Origin of the sequence: Brevundimonas bullata (assembly GCF_014207965.1) — a bacterium.
In the GTDB taxonomy this organism is placed as follows: domain Bacteria; phylum Pseudomonadota; class Alphaproteobacteria; order Caulobacterales; family Caulobacteraceae; genus Brevundimonas; species Brevundimonas bullata_A.
Genome location: NZ_JACHLM010000009.1, coordinates 12,562 through 30,119 on the forward strand (window position 1 = coordinate 12,562; position 17,558 = coordinate 30,119).

Sequence of the window (17,558 nt, forward strand, 5' to 3'; positions counted from 1 at the left end):
CTTAGGGCGCTGACCGACATGAGTAAACCGGCCGGGGCGAGGGCAAGCGTCGCGGTCAATTCGTCGCGGGGCTTTAACGCGGGCCTTTCTTGGGTTTAAACACGGCGAAACCGCGTTTCGACGGCCCTCTGGGAGTATCCTCCATGCAACGTCTGCTCACCGCCTCGGCGGCTGTTCTCGCTCTGGCCTTTGCGGCCGGCGGCGCTTCCGCCCAGAACTTCAGCGACCTCGCGCGTCAGGACCTTCAGGCGACGCACGACGCCCTGAAGGCCAACCACCCCGCCGCCGTGGTGCCGGGCGCCGCCAGCGAGGCCTTCCGCAGCTGGATCGACGCCGGCCTGCAGGACGCCCTGGGCAAGGCCGGTCAAGTCAACAGCGGCGAAAGCCACGCCTATCTGCTGCGCTACTACGCGACGGGTTTCCGCGATTCCAACATCGCAACGCGGCCGACGTTTGAAGGGGCCAGCCCCTTCTTCGCCACCAGCTGGCCCGGCGTGGCCACGGCCTGGCGCAACGGTCAGTATGTCGTTTCCTACGTTCAGCCCGGCGTGCGCGGCGCGCCGCCGCTCGGCGCCGTGGTCAAGAGCTGCAACATCCAGCCCATCGAAGAGGTCGCCAAGGCCAAGCTGGATCGTTTCGAAGGCGACCTGACGACCGAGGCCGGTCGCGTTCGCACCGCCCCCTATCTGCTGTGGAACCGTAACAACCCGATGGCCGGCGGCGTGCCGTCGACCTGCGAGTTCCAGGTCGGCCGCCGCACCCGCGACTATACCCTCAGCCCTCAACCCGCGACGCCGGCTAATCTGGAGGCCGCCTACCGGGCTTCGGTGTTCACGCCGGGCGCGACCAAGCTGTCGATCGAACAGGTCGATGGTCGCCCGTGGGTTCATGTGAACTCGATGGAAGACAACGCTGGCTGGGACGCCTTCTTCGCCCAGGTCGAGGCCCAGGTCGGCACGCTGCGCGGCGCGCAAGGCCTGGTCATCGACCTGCGGGCCGCCGACGGCGACTCGGCCAACGCCACGGCGCGCGGCTATGGCCTGGCCAACCGCATCTGGACGCCCGAGTTCACCGTCAGCCGCCAGCCGGAGGCCGGTCAGGTCACCTATCGCGCCACCCCGGCCAACCGCCAGTGGTTCGCCGATACGCTCGGCCGTATGCAGGCCGACCCGCGCTTTGTGCAGGAATCGGCTCCGGTCATCGAACAGACCCAGGCTATCGTCGCCGCCTTCGACTCGGCCATCGCCGCCGGTCAGCCGACCTTCGTCATGCCGGGCCGTCCGTCGGTCGCCGACACCGGCGCCGCCAACCCGGTGCAGGGCAAGGTCGTGGTTCTGGTCGACGGCGGCTGCACCAACGGCTGCCTCGACACCCTGGACCTGCTGACCCGACTGCCGAACGTGCAACTGGCGGGTTCGGCCACCGGCGTGGACTCGATCTTCATCGAGCCGACCGTGCAGCGTCTGCCGTCGAACTATTCGGACCTCAGCTACGGCCACAAGGCCTGGACCACGCGTCAGCGCGGCAACAACCAGGGCTATGTCCCCGCGCAAGGCCTCACCTACACCGGCAACCCGACCGACGAAGCCGCGGTGCGCGCCTGGGTCGGTGGCCTCTTCTAGTAGACCTACCGCCCTTCGGGCTACTTGAGGCCATGATCTAGGGCCTGCCGCGCTTCGCGCTACGTGAGGCCATGTTCTAGGGGCCTACCGCCCGCGGGCTACTTGAGGCCCGTTGAAGCGATTTGAACTAAAGGGGCCGGACGGTGGAAACATCGTCCGGCCCTTCCTATTTTGGGCATATGACCCAGACCGAATCCCCCACGCCGCTGCGTTCGCCCTCGGGCTTTGATCTGACCCCGCCGAGCGAGAGCCAGCGTGTGGCGCTGGAGGCTGATCTGTCGCCAGAGGAAAAGCGCGTCCTGCTGGCCCACGGCACCGAGGCGCCCTTCTGCGGGACCTTGCTGGGCGAGAAGCGGGCAGGCGTCTTCTGCTGCCGCGAATGCGGTCTGCCGCTGTTCCGTTCGGCGACCAAGTTCGAGAGCGGCACCGGCTGGCCCAGTTTCAGCGTCCCGGTGGACGAGGCCCATGTTCGGGCCGTTCGTGACGAGACCTATGGCATGGTCCGGGTCGAAACGCGTTGTGCCCGCTGCGACAGTCATCAGGGCCATGTCTTCCCCGACGGCCCGCCGCCGTCCGGCCTGCGCTACTGCATCAACTCGGTCGCCCTCAGCTTCGTGCCGGAAGGTGGGGCCTTGCCCGATCCCCTGGGGCGCGGCGACGGGACCGCCTGACCTTAGCCGCATTTACAGTTAGGGTGATGATGAACGGGAGTACGGGCGCATGATGATCGAACTGGCCGCCGCCGCGATGATGCTGGCGAACATGGACCCTGAGGGCGTGGTCACGACCGCGCCGCGCGGCGATCAATCCGTGCTGACGGCGACCGCCGCCGCCCTTGCCGCATCCACAACCGATGCTTCGCCCAGCACGACGGTGCAGAGCGCCGCCCCGCATGGGCTGTCCACTGACGAGCAGATCGCTCGCTGGATCGGCGAACGCACGGCGGAGACCGTCAGCAACGCGCCGGCTGATCCCTGGGCCGAAAGCGAGCCGCGCAAGATGCACGGCGAATTCAGCGTGGGCTTCGGCACCGGCGGCTATGAGGACTATGCGGCGGCGGTGTCGCTGCCGCTGGGCGAGACTGGAACACTGAACCTCAGCGTCAGCCAGACCAAGAACAGCCCCTGGGGCTATGGCTACGGCTCGCCTTGGGGCTATGGCGGTCCCTACGGCGGCTACGCCCGTCCGTTCGGCGTGATGGAGCCGCCGGGCTTTGAGGGGACCTATTTCCGTGGTCGGCCCTATGCGCCGCTGCGCGTTCGCCCCGACACAGCCCAGGGCACGTCCAGTTCCGCCGGCGTTTCGCTCGAAATCGGCCGCTAAAGACCTCTAGGCCTCGAATGGGACTGAGGCGTTCGCGCCACGGCGGGGACTGTTTCCGCCGAAGCGTCCCATCGCCGCATTCCCTTTCGGGGGCGATCTCCCATATGCCTCGGGAGATTAGAGGACCAGTATGGATAGTTTGCTTAGTTCGGCCGCCGATTTCATCGCCAGACACCATGTCTGGGCCGGGGTCGTTCTAGGGGCTGTCACCTTCTTCGAGTCGCTGGTGGTGATCGGCGCCTTTGTGCCGGCCACGGGTCTGCTGGTCGCCGCAGGCGGTCTGGTGGCCGCGGGCGTGCTCGACCCCCTGACCGTCATCGCCGGCTGCGTCATCGGCGCGGTCATGGGCGACGCCATCTCCTACTGGATCGGTCGCCGCCTGGGCACGGGCGTGCTGCGCCAGCCCCTGCTGTTGCCCCACCGTCGCAAGATCGCCTGGACGCGGCTCTATTGCCGTCGTTACGGCGTGGCCTCCATCTTTATCGGTCGCTTCTTCGGTCCGCTGCGCGCCTTCGTGCCGGTCATGGTCGGCGTGCTGCGGATGCGTCAGCGGGTGTTCCAGCTGGCCAACGTCACCTCGGCCTTTGTCTGGGTTCTGGCCATGCTGGCGCCGGGCTATCTGGCAGCCAAGGGTCTGGCGCAACTGGAGTTCATGAGCGAGGCTCACGGGCCCACTCTAATGCTGATCGCCTTTGGCGCTCTGGTCGTCGTCGCCGTCGTCGCCATGCGCTGGATGAAGGGCAGGGCGGCCAAGCGGTCGGCCTTGCTGGCTGCGGCGGTCAAGTAATTCCCCCATCCGCATTTAACGGCCGTCATCCTCGGGCTTGACCCGAGGATCGAGCGGAGGGGCGAACTCGCCCTTGCTAGCGTCGCGTAGGCGGACAATCCGATCCTCGGGTCAAGCCCGAGGATGACGGTGAGAGAGGGTGGGCCGCGCACGCCGCCCATGAAAGAAGGCCCGACCGGATGGTCGGGCCTTCTTCGTTTTCAGGACTGACGCGCGTCAGTCGTGACCGTGCGCGTGGCCGTGTGCATCGGCCTCGGCGGAGGCGGCGCCGGCGCTCCAGGCCTGGCCTTCGGCGCTCTGGTGCCAGAAGGGCTGACGCGGGGCCTGACCCACCTCGTTCATGTGGTTGTCGAAGATACGGCCGTTGATCATGGTGTAGCCGATCTTGACCGTGTTGCGCAGGTTCTCCAGCGGGTTGGCGTCCAGCACGACCATGTCGGCCAGCTTGCCGGTCTCCAGCGAGCCGATGTCCTTGTCCATGCCGAGCGCCGCAGCGCCGTTCAGCGTGCCGACGCGCAGGGCCTCGTGCGGGGTCATGCCGCCCTGTTCGAACATCCACAGCTCCCAGTGGGCGCCGAGGCCTTCGCGTTGGCCGTGGGCGCCGATCTGCACCGACACGCCTTCGTCCGACAGGCGCTTGGCCTCGCGGGCGATGGAGATGTGGTTCAGCTCGTCCGGCTGCACGTGGACCGGGCGACGGGCGCGGCTGTCCAGGATGCGGCGCGGCACATACTTCGTCAGGATCGGGTCGTTCCAGACGTCCGTGGCCTGATACCAGTAATTCTCGCCCCAGTTGCCGCCATAGGCCACGACCAGGGTCGGGGTGTAGGCCACCTTGGTCTGACGCCACAGCTGATGCACGTCGGCATAGAGACGGGCCAGCGGGATCGAGTGCTCGATCGTGGTGTGGCCGTCCACCACCATGCTCATGTTATGCTGATACAGGGACCCGCCCTCGGGCACGACCATCATGCCCAGTTCGCGCGCGGCCTCCAGGATCTGCTGACGCTGATCGCGGCGGGGCTGGTTGTAGCTCTTGACGCTCCAGGCGCCGACGGCCTGCATCCGGCGTAGGTTGGACAGGGCGTCGTCCAGATCATTGACCTGGGCCGTAAAGGGCGTCGCCGCCCCGTACAGGATGGTGCCGGTCGAGAATATGCGCGGACCAACCACCTTGCCGGCCTTGGCCAGTTCGCTGTGGGCGAAGATCTCGCTCGAATCATTGGACGGGTCGTGGATGGTGGTCACGCCGAAGGCGAGGGCGGCGTAGTTGACCCAGGACTGCTGCGGGATGATCTCGTCCGAGCCCATCGAGCCGTGCCAGTGAGCGTCCACCAGGCCGGGGATGATGGTCTTGCCCGCCATGTCCATGACGCGGGCGTCAGCGGGAACCGTGACGGAGCCGCGCGGGCCGATGGCCTCGATGCGGTTGCCGTTGATCACGACCACGCCGTCCTCGATGACCTCGTCGCCCTTCATGGTGATCAGGCGGGCGCCGCTCAGGACCACGCGGCCGGTCGGCTTGGCGTAGTCGGCGCTGAAGCCGATCTTGACGCCATGCTCGGCGGGCTTGGGCAGGTCGGCCGGTGCGCCCTCGGCGAAGGCGAAGCTTTCGCTCAGCGGGCGCGAGAACAGCTCCGGTCCCATCGACCATTGCAGGCGGCTGGAATCGCCGGACCAGTGCAGCCATTCGCCCGCGTCGCGGGTCACGCGGGTCTGGGGCAGGGCCTTGGTCTCCGCGCCGACCGTGACGGCGCGGCCCGTGGCGACGAAGGGCGTGACATAGGCGTTGAAACGCTCGGTCCAGGCCACCCAATGCTCATCCGGCGAGACCGAGAACTCGGCCGCCCATTCGCTGCTCAGGTGCTTGCGTTCGTCGTCGCCCGACAGGTTGACCGATTTCAGCACGCGCTTGTCGCCGTCGCGCGCGGTCAGGAAGATCCGGTCGTTGCGGGCGCCGAACTGCGGGTTGGAGCCGTTCTCGGTGATCAGGGTCGGCTCGCCGCCGCGCACCGAGGTGCGATAGACGCCCGGCTCGCGGCTCCACAGGGCGGTGCGCAGGAAGCCGTCGCTGGAGGTGCGATAGACGATCGTCTGGCCGTCCGGCGAGAACTGCGGCTCAAGGTAGTGACCGGGATGGGCGCTGATGACGCGGCCTTCGCCGCCGGCGGCGGGAATCACGCGCAGCGTGCCCAGGTCCTGATCATTCCAGGTCGTATAGACGATGGAGCGGCCGTCGCGGGACCAGGAGGGGTAGAGTTCGAAGTGGTCGCTCTGGCGCGTCAGGCGGCGCGGGGCGCCGGCGACGCCGTTCCGCAGGTCGCGAATCCACAGGTTGCCCAGGGCCTCGAACACCACCTTGGAGCCGTCCGGCGAGGTCTGGGCCCAGCGGACCATCTTCACGTCGAACTGGTCAGGCGCGACCTCGACGGGGAAGCGCACGGCCTCCTGCACGCGGCGGGTGTCGGCGACGTGGAAGGGGATTTCGCTGACGGCCTTGGAGGCCACGTCGATGCGATGGATCTTGCCGCCGGCCCAGAAGACGATCGAACGGTTGTCGGGCGTCCAGCTCATCGTCGGATAGACGCCGTGGATGGCCCAGGTTTCCTGCAGGTCGCGGTCCAGGCCGTCGTGGATCGGGGTCTCGCGGCCCGATTCGAGGTCCATGACGTAGAGGACGGACTTGTACCGGTCGCGCCGGATGAAGGCCAAGGACTTGCCGTCAGGCGAGGGGGTGGGACGAATCGAGCCGCCCGGGCCGGTGACGAAGGGCGTGATCTCGCCCGTTTCGCGATCCAGGCGCCGGATCACATAGATCTGGGTGTTCGGGTCCTTGGAATAGTCGAACACGCCGCCCGGCGTGGAATCATCGCTGAAGTAGAGATAGCGGCCGTCGGGCGAGAAGGCGGGCTCGCCCGTGTCCTTCTGCTGGGTGCGGCGCTCGGTCAGTTGCACGCCGCCGCCGCCCGCGCGGTGATACATCCACATCTCGCCTGCGCCCAGCGAGCGCGACGAGGTGAAGTGCTTGCGGCCGACGACGAACTGGCCGTCCGGCGACCAGTCGGGCTGGGTCAGCAGGCGGAAGGTCTCGTTCGACACCTGCTTGGCGTTGGAGCCGTCGCGGTCCATGACCCACAGGTTATCGCCGCCGCCCCGGTCGGAGGTGAAGGCGATGGAGCGACCGTCTGGCGAGAACTTGGGCTGCATGTCCCAGGCGACGCCCGAGGCGATGGCGCGGGCCTCGCCGCCGCTGATCGGCATGACATAGATGTCGCCCAGCAGGTCGAAGACGATCTCGCGGCCGTCAGGGCTGACGTCCAGCGACATCCAGGTGCCCTCGGTGACGTCGATGGTCGCGTCGTGCGACGCGCCGGGCGGGTTCTGGACGTCCCATTTAGGCTTGGCGGGCGTGGTCGCGGCGGTCGCTGTCGAATCGCTGGCCGGTGCGGTCTGAGCCGTGTTTTGCGCGAACGCCGGGAAGGCCACGGCCAGAGCCGCGACGGTGGTCAACAAACTACGCTTCATGGAAAGCCCCCATACCCCTCAAACCGAGGTCGGAAGGTCTAGCGGGAGCGGAGCGGTCTTGACCAGACGCCAGGCGTCGAAGGGACGCAATTCGACCGCGTCAAGATATCGCATCGGATTGTCGGGAAGATTGGACCGGACCCTTGCAAATCATTGATCTGCAAGGGTCCGGATGGTGCCGCCGGGGGGAATCGAACCCACGACCTCAGCCTTACCAAGGAAATTCCGAACATCGCTCTAAGCGGCTCCGTGCTTGGGTTTGATGGTTCCCGAGTGTCCCCGGTCCCCGGATTTTCCCCATATCTCGCCAATCGAACCGGCGAGGTGGGAAGTGTTGACGTGGGCGTAGCGCATGACCATTGCGGCGCTCTTCCAGCCGCCCAGCTCCATCAGAGCGGTCAGGTCGCGGTTGGCCTGATAGTGCCAAGTGGCCCAGGTGTGGCGGCAGTCGTGCGGCGAGAAGTCGTCGATCCCCGCTCGGCGAATCATACCGGCCCAGGCCGTCTTGATTTGCCCACCACCGCCCTCTCGGATCTCATAGGGATCGCCCAGCGGCGTGGTCCGACCGTTCGCCAGCGTGGTGGGGAGCGAGCGCCGGAAAACGGCTCCGTCACGATGGGGGAGGGTCGAGAGGGCCGCGACAGCGCGCGGGTGCAGCGGGACGCCTCTCGGCTCGTTATTCTTCGTTTTGGGGAACACGACGTGCGCCCGTTCGAGGTCCACGTCGCGCCAGTCCAGATACAGCGCCTCGGAGATGCGGGCGCCGGTCGAGAACAGGAAGACCACCAGAGGGCGCAGATGGGGCGCAGCGGCTTGTATCAACCGCTCAGCTTCTTCGTGCGTCACCCACCGGATACGGCCCTTCGGCTCTTTGGGGCGAGCGATCACCGGCTTTTCGCACCACCGCTTGCGGGCGGCGTGGTGCAGCACGGCGGCGACAGGCGTGTAGATGTGGCGGTTCAGCGTCGAGGGGGCGGCGCTAGGCTTCAGCTTCTTCGCCAAGGCGTCGATCTCGGCTTGGCCGATTGCCGCAAGCGGTTTCAGGCCGATGGCTTTTAGGATGGGGGCCAAGTGTGTGCCTTCCCCGCCAGTCTCCATGTAGCTCAGCGCGGCCTCCGCGAATGTGCGTGTAGCGGAATCACCGTGGACCGATCGCTTGAGGAGCTCGGCTTCGCGGATCGCACGGATTTCTTCCGCGGCTTTGCGGTCGCTAGTGCGAGTGCTTTCGTCAACGACGAGGCCCCGGATGGTCCCGCGGAGATACCAGTATGGCGAGCCGTGTCGTCGTTTGAGGGTGAGGGGCATGGCAGACGCTCCAGAAGGTTCTCGATGTCGCTCGGGGTGAAGACGTAGGTTCGGCCGTGCTTGCGCCCGACGCCATATGTGCGGGCCATCTTGACCAGCGCGGTTTCTGACCAAGGGACCAAGCCCTCGGAGACCAGACTCTTCGCCGTTTTGATGACCGGCCACCCCATCAGACGTCCCACCTCCGATAGCGGTTAGCGAGCGTGAGGGCGGCCGGGGGCTGCTCTTCGTTGTGGCGGCTATCGAACAGGCGAGCGACATGGATCAGCGCCGCCGTGCGGACGCTCTCGGGCACGTCGTCGCCGGGTTGCAGGCCGTCGGCGTGCGCCAGGGCGCTTTCCGAAGCCGTCGCGATCAGCTGCTCGATCAGGTCGTCCTCTTCGTTGTAATCGACGCGGAGGTAGGCCTTGGCCTCGTCCAGGGTGATGATCGGATCAGCCATTGGCGGCCTCCGGGGCAGAGCCCAGCGGCGTCCAGTTCGCCGGTTGATGGTAAACGTCACCGCCGGGGATGGGCGTCTCGTTCTCACGGCGGCGGATATCGTTCGGGCTGAACACCCCGATCTCGCGGCCGATGCGGTAAGCCTCGAAGCGGGCCTGCACGTCACCCTTCAGCAGCGCGGCAAGGTCGTGCTCGATGTAGAGCGACCGGCGGCTTTCATCCGTCAGCAGACAGCGCAGCATGGCCGCCTCAATCCGGCTGGCCAGCGGCCCCAGGCAGTTCGCCACCAGCGACCGGGCCTCTTGCTCGGTGTTGCTGTAGGTCGATTTGTCGGTGATGCCGACCGACGTAGGCGGAACCCCGAACAGGCGAGCCACATCCTCATTGGACAGCTTCTGACTGCCCAGGAACTCGGCGTCTTCGGCCGTCCACGACAGGGGCGTGTATTTTGCACCACCGTCCATAATCAGGAGCTGGCCCGCGTTGTTCGCGCCCTGAAGGCGGTCTGCGACGGCCTCCCTGATCTTCACCCGCGCGTCGCCGGTCAGGCGCTCGTCGTAGGACATGACGCCCGAGGGACGCAGGCCGTTCTCAATCAGGCTTTGGGCGGTTTCCGCCTGGGCGATGCGCAGGCCCATCGAGGCCCGGCCGAACTGAATGGCCGACACGCCCATCATGCCGTCGCGCGAGGGACCGCGAATGTGCAGCATCTCTTCTTGCAGCAGGATGGTGACGCCGCCAGAGGGCTCGCTGACGCGATAGCGCAGGCGACCGCTCGAAAGCTTCTCGACGGTGACGATGCCGGGCGCCAGCGGATACAGGGCCACCACCGCGCCCCTGTTGTCGCGCTCGATGCGGGCGAAGGCGTTGCCGTGCAGGTCCAGCGAGCGGATCAGGAACTCGCGGCCCTCATAGGCCGTCATTTGCGGGTTCATCAGGTCGTGCAGGACCGGATACAGGGGCAGGTCGTTCGCGCGCTCGCGGCCGCCGTCAGCGGTGCGCCGGAAGACGAACAGGCCAACGCTGGCCAGCATCTCCGAACGCAGGTTGACGCAGCGCACCGCAACGGCGCTGTTGGACATGAGGGTGTCAGGGTTCACGCCAGCGCCGCCCATGCCACGCAGACCAAACCATTCGGCCAGGTAGGGATCAGAGGCGGTGATGGTTTCAGCGGCGCGCGTCTCGCGCTTGTTGAAGGGCCAGATCATGCCAGCGCCTCCAGATATAGCCGCGCGTGAGCGATGCGCATGAGACGTTCGGCCTGTTTCGAGCGAGCCGTGACCACCGTGCCCTCATAGGCTGGCCACGCCTTCACGATGCTGATTTCGTGCAGGTTCACCCGTTCAAGCTGGCGCACCCCATTGGCGCGGCTCTCGCCGCCTGGGGGCACGTCAAAGCCGAAGCTCATGCCGCCGAGGTCGCCGCGCTCGGCCAAGGCCAGGATATCGCGCCCTTCCGTCGTGTCGGGCACGTCCAGGTCGAAGGCCAGGCCGGTCGAGTCCTGCGACAGCCGCAGCGTGCCGGAGCGGGTGCGGGCCAGCAGGCGGCTCGGGTCGTGATCCACCAGGGCCAGAATGTCCTGACGTGCGGTCAGGGAGCCCGCGAAGGCCCCCTGCCGGATTTCTTCATCGGTCGTGCCGATCCGGGCTCGCACCCCGAACAGGGCGGCGTAGCCCTCCAGCCGACGGCCGCGAGCGCGGACCTCGACCGGAGCGGACCGACGTTCAGGAGCGAGCCCAGCCATTAGGGGACCACCGGGGCGAAGCTGTTGGCCGCAACCAGAGCCTTCTTGAAGGCGTCCGGGGTGCGCACGGCCACGTCAGCGTCGAGGAAGGCGTGGATCAGGACGCCGCCCTTCGAGGCCACGTCGCTGTGATACGGGTTCACCAGGATATCGACGCCCGACCAGTAGCCGATGACCAGTTCAGACCAGATGCCGTAGATCAGCGCGTTCAGGTCTTCGTCGTCGCCCAGGTTGTTGGGCACCTGGGTCGTCTGTTCGACCCGCTGGCCGTGGAACAGTTCGGCCAGGCTGAAGGTGTGGCCGTCCGCGTCCTTCTGGCGACGCGCCAGGCGCATGACGCCGGGGTTCGTCAAGAAGGCCGTGGTGCCGGTCAGGTCGTCCAGCTCCAGCGCGGCGATCATCTCATTGGTCGTGTCCGCCAGGGAGCCTTCCAGCGGCACCGCCAGCACGCCCGGCGTGTTCAGGATGCCCACCGGCTCGTCACCACCGGCGCCAGCGATGGCGGCCTTATCGAGCGCCTGTTGCAGCAGTTGGCCCAGGTCGCGGCGCAGCAGGTCTTCGATGCTTTCGGCCGATTGCAGGATCATGCGGCGGCTGATCTCGTATTCGCCACCCACGGTTTTCGGACCCATCGCCTGCTTGGCGAACTTGGGATCAGAGCGGGTGACGGCCTCATGTTCACCGACCCACGACACTGAACCGCTATCCGACAGGCGGGGCAGTTCGATGTTGCCGGTCAGGTTGCGCAGGACCGTGGCGCCCATGCTCTCCACCAGCAGGCGGGGGCGCGGGTGATCGCGGACGGGATAGAGGGAGGTCGGGACCAGATTGCCGCCAGCGGCGCCCGCCGGGGTCGTCGTGGTCAGGGCGCGGGCTTCCATCAGGATCTCGGTAGGGACCATGACGCCGCGCGTCTCCCGGCCGCGAGCGAGGTCTTGGTGAACCTCAGCCTCCAGGCCGGTGATCTTGCCCGTCATCGAGCCTTGCAGGGCGCGGGCCAGGCTGTAGTTGCGCAGCTCACGGGGACGGCCAGAACCGTCCACCGGATCGGCGTCGGCGCGGCGCTCGTCCTCGGCCAAAAACTCGGCGCGCTGGATTTGCTGATCGAGGGATCGGATTTCGGCCTGGCCAGCATCGAAGGCTTGCGTCTCTTCGGCGGTCAGGTCGCGGTTGTCGTTTTCCGCCTTCGTCACGATCGCCTTGAGGGCGTCGCGCTTGGCGGCTCGCTTTTCGCGGAGGGCGGGCAGATTACGCATAGGTAGGTAGCTCCATCAGGCCCACGCAGGGCACGGGGAAAGGGCGTCTCACGACGGCGGGGGTTTCCATCAGGCCCAGGACGGGCGCGGGGAATTGGCGTCTCACGACGGCAAAGGGGGATGCGGCGCTCACTTGGCGCTTCCGATCAGTTGGCCAAGCGCCCTAATCGTGCGGCCGCTGAAACGATTGACGGTGGACAGGTCGCTGTCGTCGCCGGGCTGGGTTGTTTCCCAAGACTGAAGGGCGTCCAGATCAGTCGGCAGGGCGCTATAGTGACGCTCGGCGCGTCCATTAGAGCCGTAAACTCGGAAACCGGCCTGCGGGTAAGCGCCGTAGAGCGTCACTTCGATGCCGAAGTGACCGGGGACGCGGGGATCAGATTCAGGCTTGCGCACGATGGCGGCGCGATACTCTTCCAGGGTGCCATCGCCGGCCGCAGCTATCAGGCCCGCCAGCCCATCCACGAAGGTATCAGCGGAGGCGATCACTTCCGGCAGGTCTGGGCCTTCAACGCTGGAATCGCGCAGCGGCAGACCACCGTAACGGAGCGCCGAGGTCAGCACATCAGCAGCAGGCAACGGCCCGGCCACTGCGATCAGAAGGAAGGCGGCATCGTGAGGCGTTACCTTTGCTGCGCTTGCGCCGCGCCCGCCCTTGGTCACGAATCCCGCCTCGCGCAGCACTCGCCACGGGTAATCGACAGCGTTGGCCGGGAGCTTGAACAGCTCCGCGACCTTCGCTTTCAGTTGTCCAGGCGTGGCGCTCACAGGTCAATCTCCATCATGGGAGATTTGTCCCATGAGGCCGCGCGACTGTCAACGGAGTTTTCACCAATGGGTCAGTAATACCCCTCCCGTTCCCGTTCATCGATCCATTCCTGGTCGTGGCCGTCCTCCAGGTCCTCAGTCTCGGCATCTAGGGCGTCGAGCGCGGCGATGGCGGTTTCCACGGCGCGCTCCAGTCGCTGGCGCAGGCGGAAGGTGCGGGCGGGATCGAGGGCGACGACGGTCATTGCACGTAAGCGCCTTCCACGCCCAGATTGAACGCGGCCATCGCCCTGTGGTCTCCCGCCAGCCAGCGCGCGCGCAAATCTCCGGTGAGTTTGGCAAACTGCTTGGGAGTCAAAGTGCTGACTATCGCGCCCAACAGGATTGATGTTGCCGTGTAATCCCGCTGCACAACGTGCGGAGCCCGCAGCCAAGCGACGTTTGCCGGGAGGGGGTCGCCTGCATTAAGGCGGCCAGAATCAAGAGGGGGGCGACAGGCGCGTGGAAAAGTAACGATCTGCCCACTGGGCGCAGTTGTGCTATTGGCGTGTTCAGCCATGACCTGATCTCCTAAGGATCGGTTGCGGTTAGGGCCGGGCGAAGCGTTCCAGCGCTTGCTCGGTCCGTCTTTTATGTTATCACTTTAACCATGACGTCAAGCCGTGATAACAGAAAATCAAGAGGCCGCCCGGCGACGGGCAAGGGGACGCTCATAGGCGTCCGTTTACAGCCCGATCAGCTCCAGCGCCTTGACGACTGGATCGAGGAAGATGGCGGACGGTTCTCTCGGCCAGAGGCTATCCGCAAGCTGTTGGAACACGCGTGGGGTCGGACTGTCGCGTCTCGAGGCGTGAAGACCCTTCCTCCCTTGTTAGGTGAAGCCGGTGAATAGCGAACGCCGGGAAGAGATTCAGCGTTGGCGCGACGCTTGGCTGCTCAAGATGCACGGCGATGAGAACGCAGCGGCTCGCCTCGGCCCAGCGGGCGCAGTCGGCGCTCAGGTCGAGGCCGCGCTTTCCATTGAGCCTCCCACGGGCGACGAAAAGAGCGGATGCGATATTAAAGGCGAGCCGCTAGACCCGCTTCATCCGTGGTGGGGCTATCAGGGGCCGTCTGCCATCGAACAGCGCGCCCGGCGCGAGGGCCTGCCCTGGCCCCCTGATAGCGACCCGAACCCCTACGGCTAAGCCGCATCCACCCACGGTTCCCAGGCCTCTTCTCGCGGCTTCATCTCCATCGCGTGCAACGCCATCGCCAGGGCCACGGCGCCGTCGATGCGGCCTGTGGCCCTGCTCTTGTCCAGCTTGCGGTTGCCTGCCGGGTCTTTCGTCACCACCGCGTTGGACAAGCACCACGTCAGGACGGGGTTGTTCGCGTGGCGAAGCTTCCGCTCGGCCACCATGCGCTCCAGAATGTCCACTGCCGGGGCCATGTCCCGATAGCCCTGGCCGTGCTCGATCATCTCCAGATCGGTGACGCCCTCGTCGGCAAGCGCCATTTTGAACGTCTCGATCCGCCAGCGGTCATAGGCCAGCGCCTGCACATTGAACCGCGAACAGAGCTGCGCCACCGTCGCCGCGATGAAACGGGGATCAGTCGCCGCTCCCGGCGTCGCCGTCAGGAACCCCATGTCTCGCCAGACGGTATAGGGCACCCGGTCCCGCTCGCCGCGATCCGCCAGACCGTCGCCCGGCAGGTAGAACTGCGCCATAGCGTCAACGCCGCCGTCGTCGTCCGGGAAGACGGCCACCAGCGCCGTGAGGTCACGGGTCGCGGCCATGTCCAGCGCCAGCCAGCAAGGCTTGCCCTCCAGGTCGGGCCGCAGGTCAGCACCGCACGCCTTCCATTCGGACAGCGGCAGGAACTTCGTCTCAGCGGCCACCCTCATGTTGAGGATCAGGTTCTTGAACGCGGCCTCTTTCGACGGGATGCGCTGCGCCTGGGCGGCTTGCCGCGCTACGTCCTCCAGCGAGCGGAAGTCGCCAAGGGCAGGGTTGGCCAGCTTCCACGTCTCAGGGCACCACGGGTCCGCGTCCTCGGGCGCGGCGTAGTGCGTCAGGTGGAACGACGGGTCGTCAATGTCGCCGGCCGTCACCCGCTGGCCGTAGTCGATCAGCTCCGACATGGGCGCCAGATCATCCGCCGCCTGGGTCGAGATGACCAGCATCAGGGGTTCGGCGCGGGCGCCCATCGCCGTATCCAGCGCATCCAGCAGGTCGCGCTTAGGGGCCTGACCTAGCTCGTCATAGACCACGAACGACGGGCTCAGGCCGTGCTTGCCGGGCACGTCGGCCGACAGGGCCGCATAGACAGACCCGTTCTCAAAGTCCTCCATCTCCTTCGCGTGACGCCGCAGACTCACCCGCTCGTCCAGGAAGGGCACCTGGGCGATGATGGCCGCCATCTCGTTGTAGAGGATCGCCGCCTGCGCCCGGTCGTTCGCCGCCGAATAGACCTGACCGCGAGGCTCGGCCTCCGGGCCTGACAGGTGGCATAGGGCCAGGCCAGCCGCGATGCCGGTCTTGCCGTTCTTGCGCGCCATCGACAGCACCGCCGTCCGCACCGGCCGCGATCCGTCGCCGTCCACGCCATAGACAGCCTCCAGGAAGTCGCGCTGCCACGGCCGGACCTTCATCGTCGTTCCAGCAAGCGCGCCCGTCGTGACCGGCAGGAACTCCAGGAAGGCCACCACCCGCTCGACGCGGGACATCCCCTCAACCTCCCACGGAAGCGGCCCCACGGGCTCCTGAACGGCCTCCACGGCCTTCTTCTTCATCGGCTTGGCGCCGGGTCCACGCAGCCCCATCAGACGCCCCAATCCCGAACTAACTGCGAAGCCGTATGGGCGGCCGGTCTTTGAGCGACAGCTCCTCGTCCTTCGAGGGGGGTATCCCCTCCGGTCAGGAACGGATGGTCGGGGTCGAGCGGCAGGCCATCCACGCCGCAGCCCTTGATGGCGACGCCCTTGCCGCCAGCACGGTCGAGCGCATTGGTCTTGATCGAGTGACACGACGCGCACAGGGCACGCAGTCCATCCATCACCGGGAAGGCAGGCCCGCCCGCTGCGATGGCGACGATGTGGTCAACGTGCTGCGCTTCCACCTTCCGGCCGCGACGCTCGCACGTCTCGCACAATGGGCTCTCCGACAGCTTGGCCTTGCGCAGGCGCTGCCACCGGGCGGTTGAATACGGCCAGTCAGCCATTGCCCACCCTCCGGGCCAGACGGCGCAGGTCGCGCTCTATCTCGCTCTTGTCCTCATGGAAGCGTTCCGGGTTGCGGTGAGAGGGCGATAGGCGCCGCACCTTGTCCGCGATCAGGCGCAGGGTGTGGGGGGCGCTAACATCGCTAACACCCCTCACAATGACAGGGGGACCGTTCACGCTTCGTCCTCCCCAATGTTAGCGTTGTTAGCGATGTTAGGGGGGGTAGTATCAGGATGCAGGTATTTGCCTCGCCCGACCTTCTGGACCTCACCCGCCTTGGCCATCTTGTGCAGGAGATAGCGGACGTTGCCGTTGGCCAGCCCGCTAACATCAGCGATAACATTCGGCCCGACAGGCTCACATTCACCCGCCAGCGCCTCCAGGATCGCCTTGCGCTCGTCGGACACCCTGACCTCGCGGGCATCGCCCAGGACGCGCCAGCGGCAGGTGTCCTTGTCGAACTCCAGCGCCGTCTCGAACTCTTCAATGTCCCGCCCCCGGCCTGACAGGGTGACGCCTTCGCCATCGCGGTCGAGAATGATCGTCGTATCAGCAGCGCCGGGCAGGCCGTTCGTTCCGCTGACCTTCTCCAGCTTGTCGCTGGCCTCAGCTTTCCGGGTGTGGTGCACGACGACGATGGCGATGTTGAACTCGTCGGCCAGTTCCTTCAGCCCCTCCACGCTGCGGTAATCGTAGGCATAGGGCGCCTCTCCCTTCATCGGCGCGGCGCGCACCTTGTTCAGCACGTCGAGCACGATCAGGCGAGGGTTGTCCGCCTGTGCGATCCAGTCACGCAGGTCGTCCAGCCCGCCAGCGTCCAGCATCCGCATCTCAGTCCAGATGGTCAGGGCGTTCGTCGGCTTGTTGACGCATACGCGGCGCAGGCGGTCCTTCAGGCGGCGCGGCGGGTCTTCCAGGGCGGCATAGAGGGCCGATCCCTGGACGCAGTGCCGATCACCCAGCACGAACCCACCCTCGGCCACGGCGCGGGCGATATCGAGGGACAACCAGGACTTGCCCAGCTTCGGGGCTCCGACCAGCAGCGTCAGACCGGCGGCGATGTAGTCGGGCACGATCCACGACACGGGGGGAAAGTGCATGTCCCACAGTTCGGGGGCGCTAAACTTGGCCTGGCGCTTCGGCTTGGCCGGGCGGTCTAGTGGTTCGTCCAGAGGGTCGAGATAGCTTTCCATCTCGACATGATCGCCCCTCGCCACGACGCGCAACGCGCCCCGGCCGGTCTGCTTCGCCTGCACGGCAGCGGCAGCCTGCTCGAACTCGCGTTCGTAGTCTTCGGCGGTCTTCATGCCTGCACCGCCCGTTCCCACAGCTCGGAACCGTTGTCGTTGTCAGGTAGAAGCTCGGCCAGCACGCGGTAGGCGGCGACGATGCGCGCGTTGCGCTCAGTGAACTCGAAGAAGGAGTCGCAGGCGGCGGCCCATTCGGTCAGGTCGAAATCCATCATGACAGCGCCCCCATCGTCTGATAGGTTTGCTGCCGTTCTGGCCGCCAAGCTGAACGATTATCGACCCCGGTTTCGCCTGCACGCGAGCCGGGGTTTTTCGTTTCACCGGCAGGCGCG

Annotated in this window: 19 protein-coding genes; 5 read left to right on the forward strand and 14 right to left on the reverse strand. The window is 66.5% G+C overall.

Going from position 1 to position 17,558, the window contains the following annotated elements; translation table 11 throughout:
• Positions 1–143: 143 nt before the first annotated feature.
• The 4 genes from HNP51_RS17670 to HNP51_RS17685 all read left to right on the forward strand — a co-directional run bounded on the left by HNP51_RS17670 (position 144) and on the right by HNP51_RS17685 (position 3,732).
• Positions 144–1,622, forward strand: a complete 1,479-nt coding sequence (locus HNP51_RS17670) for a hypothetical protein (protein ID WP_184273832.1) — start codon at positions 144–146, stop codon at positions 1,620–1,622.
• 179 nt (positions 1,623–1,801) lie between these two features.
• Positions 1,802–2,293, forward strand: coding sequence for a peptide-methionine (R)-S-oxide reductase MsrB (msrB, locus tag HNP51_RS17675; protein ID WP_184273835.1), 492 nt, complete (start codon positions 1,802–1,804; stop codon positions 2,291–2,293).
• A 49-nt stretch (positions 2,294–2,342) separates the two neighbouring features.
• Positions 2,343–2,945, forward strand: coding sequence for a hypothetical protein (locus HNP51_RS17680; RefSeq protein ID WP_184273838.1), 603 nt, complete (start codon positions 2,343–2,345; stop codon positions 2,943–2,945).
• A gap of 130 nt (positions 2,946–3,075) precedes the next feature.
• A complete protein-coding gene (locus HNP51_RS17685; protein WP_184273841.1) occupies positions 3,076–3,732 on the forward strand; it encodes a DedA family protein in 657 nt (218 codons plus the stop codon).
• A gap of 216 nt (positions 3,733–3,948) precedes the next feature.
• On the opposite strand, the gene HNP51_RS17690 is transcribed toward HNP51_RS17685, so the two are convergent.
• The 9 genes from HNP51_RS17690 to HNP51_RS17730 form a co-directional block, all read right to left on the reverse strand.
• Positions 3,949–7,257, reverse strand: a complete 3,309-nt coding sequence (locus HNP51_RS17690; RefSeq protein ID WP_184273843.1) for an amidohydrolase family protein — start codon at positions 7,255–7,257, stop codon at positions 3,949–3,951.
• A gap of 237 nt (positions 7,258–7,494) precedes the next feature.
• Complete coding sequence (locus HNP51_RS17695) at positions 7,495–8,562, reverse strand: site-specific integrase (protein WP_184273846.1); 1,068 nt, start codon at positions 8,560–8,562, stop codon at positions 7,495–7,497.
• Positions 8,563–8,731: 169 nt separating this feature from the next.
• On the reverse strand, positions 8,732–9,004 hold the full coding sequence (locus HNP51_RS17700; protein WP_184273850.1) for a head-tail connector protein: 273 nt from the start codon (positions 9,002–9,004) through the stop codon (positions 8,732–8,734).
• Entirely contained in the window at positions 8,997–10,211 is a 1,215-nt protein-coding gene (locus HNP51_RS17705; RefSeq protein WP_184273853.1) for a phage portal protein, read from the reverse strand. The genes HNP51_RS17700 and HNP51_RS17705 overlap by 8 nt, the downstream gene beginning before the upstream one ends.
• The gene (locus HNP51_RS17710; protein WP_184273855.1) at positions 10,208–10,747 is read right to left on the reverse strand and encodes an HK97 family phage prohead protease; all 540 of its coding nucleotides are present in this window, start codon (positions 10,745–10,747) and stop codon (positions 10,208–10,210) included. Before HNP51_RS17710 ends, HNP51_RS17705 begins: the two co-directional genes overlap by 4 nt.
• Positions 10,747–12,003, reverse strand: a complete 1,257-nt coding sequence (locus HNP51_RS17715; protein ID WP_184273858.1) for a phage major capsid protein — start codon at positions 12,001–12,003, stop codon at positions 10,747–10,749. The genes HNP51_RS17710 and HNP51_RS17715 overlap by 1 nt, the downstream gene beginning before the upstream one ends.
• A 129-nt stretch (positions 12,004–12,132) precedes the next feature.
• A complete protein-coding gene (locus HNP51_RS17720; protein WP_184273861.1) occupies positions 12,133–12,771 on the reverse strand; it encodes a hypothetical protein in 639 nt (212 codons plus the stop codon).
• Positions 12,772–12,842: 71 nt separating this feature from the next.
• Positions 12,843–13,016: a hypothetical protein gene (locus tag HNP51_RS17725; RefSeq protein ID WP_184273863.1), complete on the reverse strand. Its 174-nt coding sequence runs from the start codon at positions 13,014–13,016 to the stop codon at positions 12,843–12,845.
• Positions 13,013–13,330, reverse strand: coding sequence for a hypothetical protein (locus tag HNP51_RS17730; protein ID WP_184273866.1), 318 nt, complete (start codon positions 13,328–13,330; stop codon positions 13,013–13,015). Before HNP51_RS17730 ends, HNP51_RS17725 begins: the two co-directional genes overlap by 4 nt.
• 325 nt (positions 13,331–13,655) lie before the next feature.
• Between HNP51_RS17730 and HNP51_RS18395 the strand changes: the two genes are divergently transcribed.
• Positions 13,656–13,958, forward strand: a complete 303-nt coding sequence (locus tag HNP51_RS18395) for a hypothetical protein (protein ID WP_184273870.1) — start codon at positions 13,656–13,658, stop codon at positions 13,956–13,958.
• On the opposite strand, the gene HNP51_RS17735 is transcribed toward HNP51_RS18395, so the two are convergent.
• The 5 genes from HNP51_RS17735 to HNP51_RS17755 are packed head-to-tail and all read right to left on the reverse strand — an operon-like array spanning position 13,955 to position 17,441.
• Positions 13,955–15,577 carry a terminase large subunit gene (locus HNP51_RS17735; RefSeq protein WP_184273873.1) on the reverse strand — a complete coding sequence of 541 codons (1,623 nt, stop codon included), beginning with the start codon at positions 15,575–15,577 and terminating at the stop codon, positions 13,955–13,957. The genes HNP51_RS18395 and HNP51_RS17735 overlap by 4 nt on opposite strands.
• Entirely contained in the window at positions 15,577–15,975 is a 399-nt protein-coding gene (locus tag HNP51_RS17740; protein ID WP_184273877.1) for an HNH endonuclease signature motif containing protein, read from the reverse strand. The genes HNP51_RS17735 and HNP51_RS17740 overlap by 1 nt, the downstream gene beginning before the upstream one ends.
• The gene (locus HNP51_RS17745; protein WP_184273880.1) at positions 15,968–16,153 is read right to left on the reverse strand and encodes a hypothetical protein; all 186 of its coding nucleotides are present in this window, start codon (positions 16,151–16,153) and stop codon (positions 15,968–15,970) included. Before HNP51_RS17745 ends, HNP51_RS17740 begins: the two co-directional genes overlap by 8 nt.
• Positions 16,150–17,283, reverse strand: a complete 1,134-nt coding sequence (locus HNP51_RS17750) for an AAA family ATPase (protein ID WP_184273883.1) — start codon at positions 17,281–17,283, stop codon at positions 16,150–16,152. The genes HNP51_RS17745 and HNP51_RS17750 overlap by 4 nt, the downstream gene beginning before the upstream one ends.
• Positions 17,280–17,441: a hypothetical protein gene (locus HNP51_RS17755; RefSeq protein ID WP_184273886.1), complete on the reverse strand. Its 162-nt coding sequence runs from the start codon at positions 17,439–17,441 to the stop codon at positions 17,280–17,282. Before HNP51_RS17755 ends, HNP51_RS17750 begins: the two co-directional genes overlap by 4 nt.
• Between the last annotated feature and the right edge of the window lie 117 nt (positions 17,442–17,558).

Bases quoted from the DNA above. Each gene is read 5' to 3' on its own strand.
- HNP51_RS17755 (WP_184273886.1), bottom strand. From the start codon at position 17,441: ATGATGGATTTCGACCTGACCGAATGGGCCGCCGCCTGCGACTCCTTC.
- HNP51_RS17730 (WP_184273866.1), bottom strand. From the start codon at position 13,330: ATGGCTGAACACGCCAATAGCACAACTGCGCCCAGTGGGCAGATCGTT.
- HNP51_RS17695 (WP_184273846.1), bottom strand. From the start codon at position 8,562: ATGCCCCTCACCCTCAAACGACGACACGGCTCGCCATACTGGTATCTC.
- HNP51_RS17670 (WP_184273832.1), top strand. From the start codon at position 144: ATGCAACGTCTGCTCACCGCCTCGGCGGCTGTTCTCGCTCTGGCCTTT.
- HNP51_RS17750 (WP_184273883.1), bottom strand. From the start codon at position 17,283: ATGAAGACCGCCGAAGACTACGAACGCGAGTTCGAGCAGGCTGCCGCT.
- HNP51_RS17685 (WP_184273841.1), top strand. From the start codon at position 3,076: ATGGATAGTTTGCTTAGTTCGGCCGCCGATTTCATCGCCAGACACCAT.
- HNP51_RS17690 (WP_184273843.1), bottom strand. From the start codon at position 7,257: ATGAAGCGTAGTTTGTTGACCACCGTCGCGGCTCTGGCCGTGGCCTTC.
- HNP51_RS17735 (WP_184273873.1), bottom strand. From the start codon at position 15,577: ATGGGGCTGCGTGGACCCGGCGCCAAGCCGATGAAGAAGAAGGCCGTG.
- HNP51_RS17710 (WP_184273855.1), bottom strand. From the start codon at position 10,747: ATGGCTGGGCTCGCTCCTGAACGTCGGTCCGCTCCGGTCGAGGTCCGC.
- HNP51_RS17715 (WP_184273858.1), bottom strand. From the start codon at position 12,003: ATGCGTAATCTGCCCGCCCTCCGCGAAAAGCGAGCCGCCAAGCGCGAC.
- msrB (WP_184273835.1), top strand. From the start codon at position 1,802: ATGACCCAGACCGAATCCCCCACGCCGCTGCGTTCGCCCTCGGGCTTT.
- HNP51_RS17740 (WP_184273877.1), bottom strand. From the start codon at position 15,975: ATGGCTGACTGGCCGTATTCAACCGCCCGGTGGCAGCGCCTGCGCAAG.
- HNP51_RS17705 (WP_184273853.1), bottom strand. From the start codon at position 10,211: ATGATCTGGCCCTTCAACAAGCGCGAGACGCGCGCCGCTGAAACCATC.
- HNP51_RS17680 (WP_184273838.1), top strand. From the start codon at position 2,343: ATGATGATCGAACTGGCCGCCGCCGCGATGATGCTGGCGAACATGGAC.
- HNP51_RS17700 (WP_184273850.1), bottom strand. From the start codon at position 9,004: ATGGCTGATCCGATCATCACCCTGGACGAGGCCAAGGCCTACCTCCGC.
- HNP51_RS17725 (WP_184273863.1), bottom strand. From the start codon at position 13,016: ATGACCGTCGTCGCCCTCGATCCCGCCCGCACCTTCCGCCTGCGCCAG.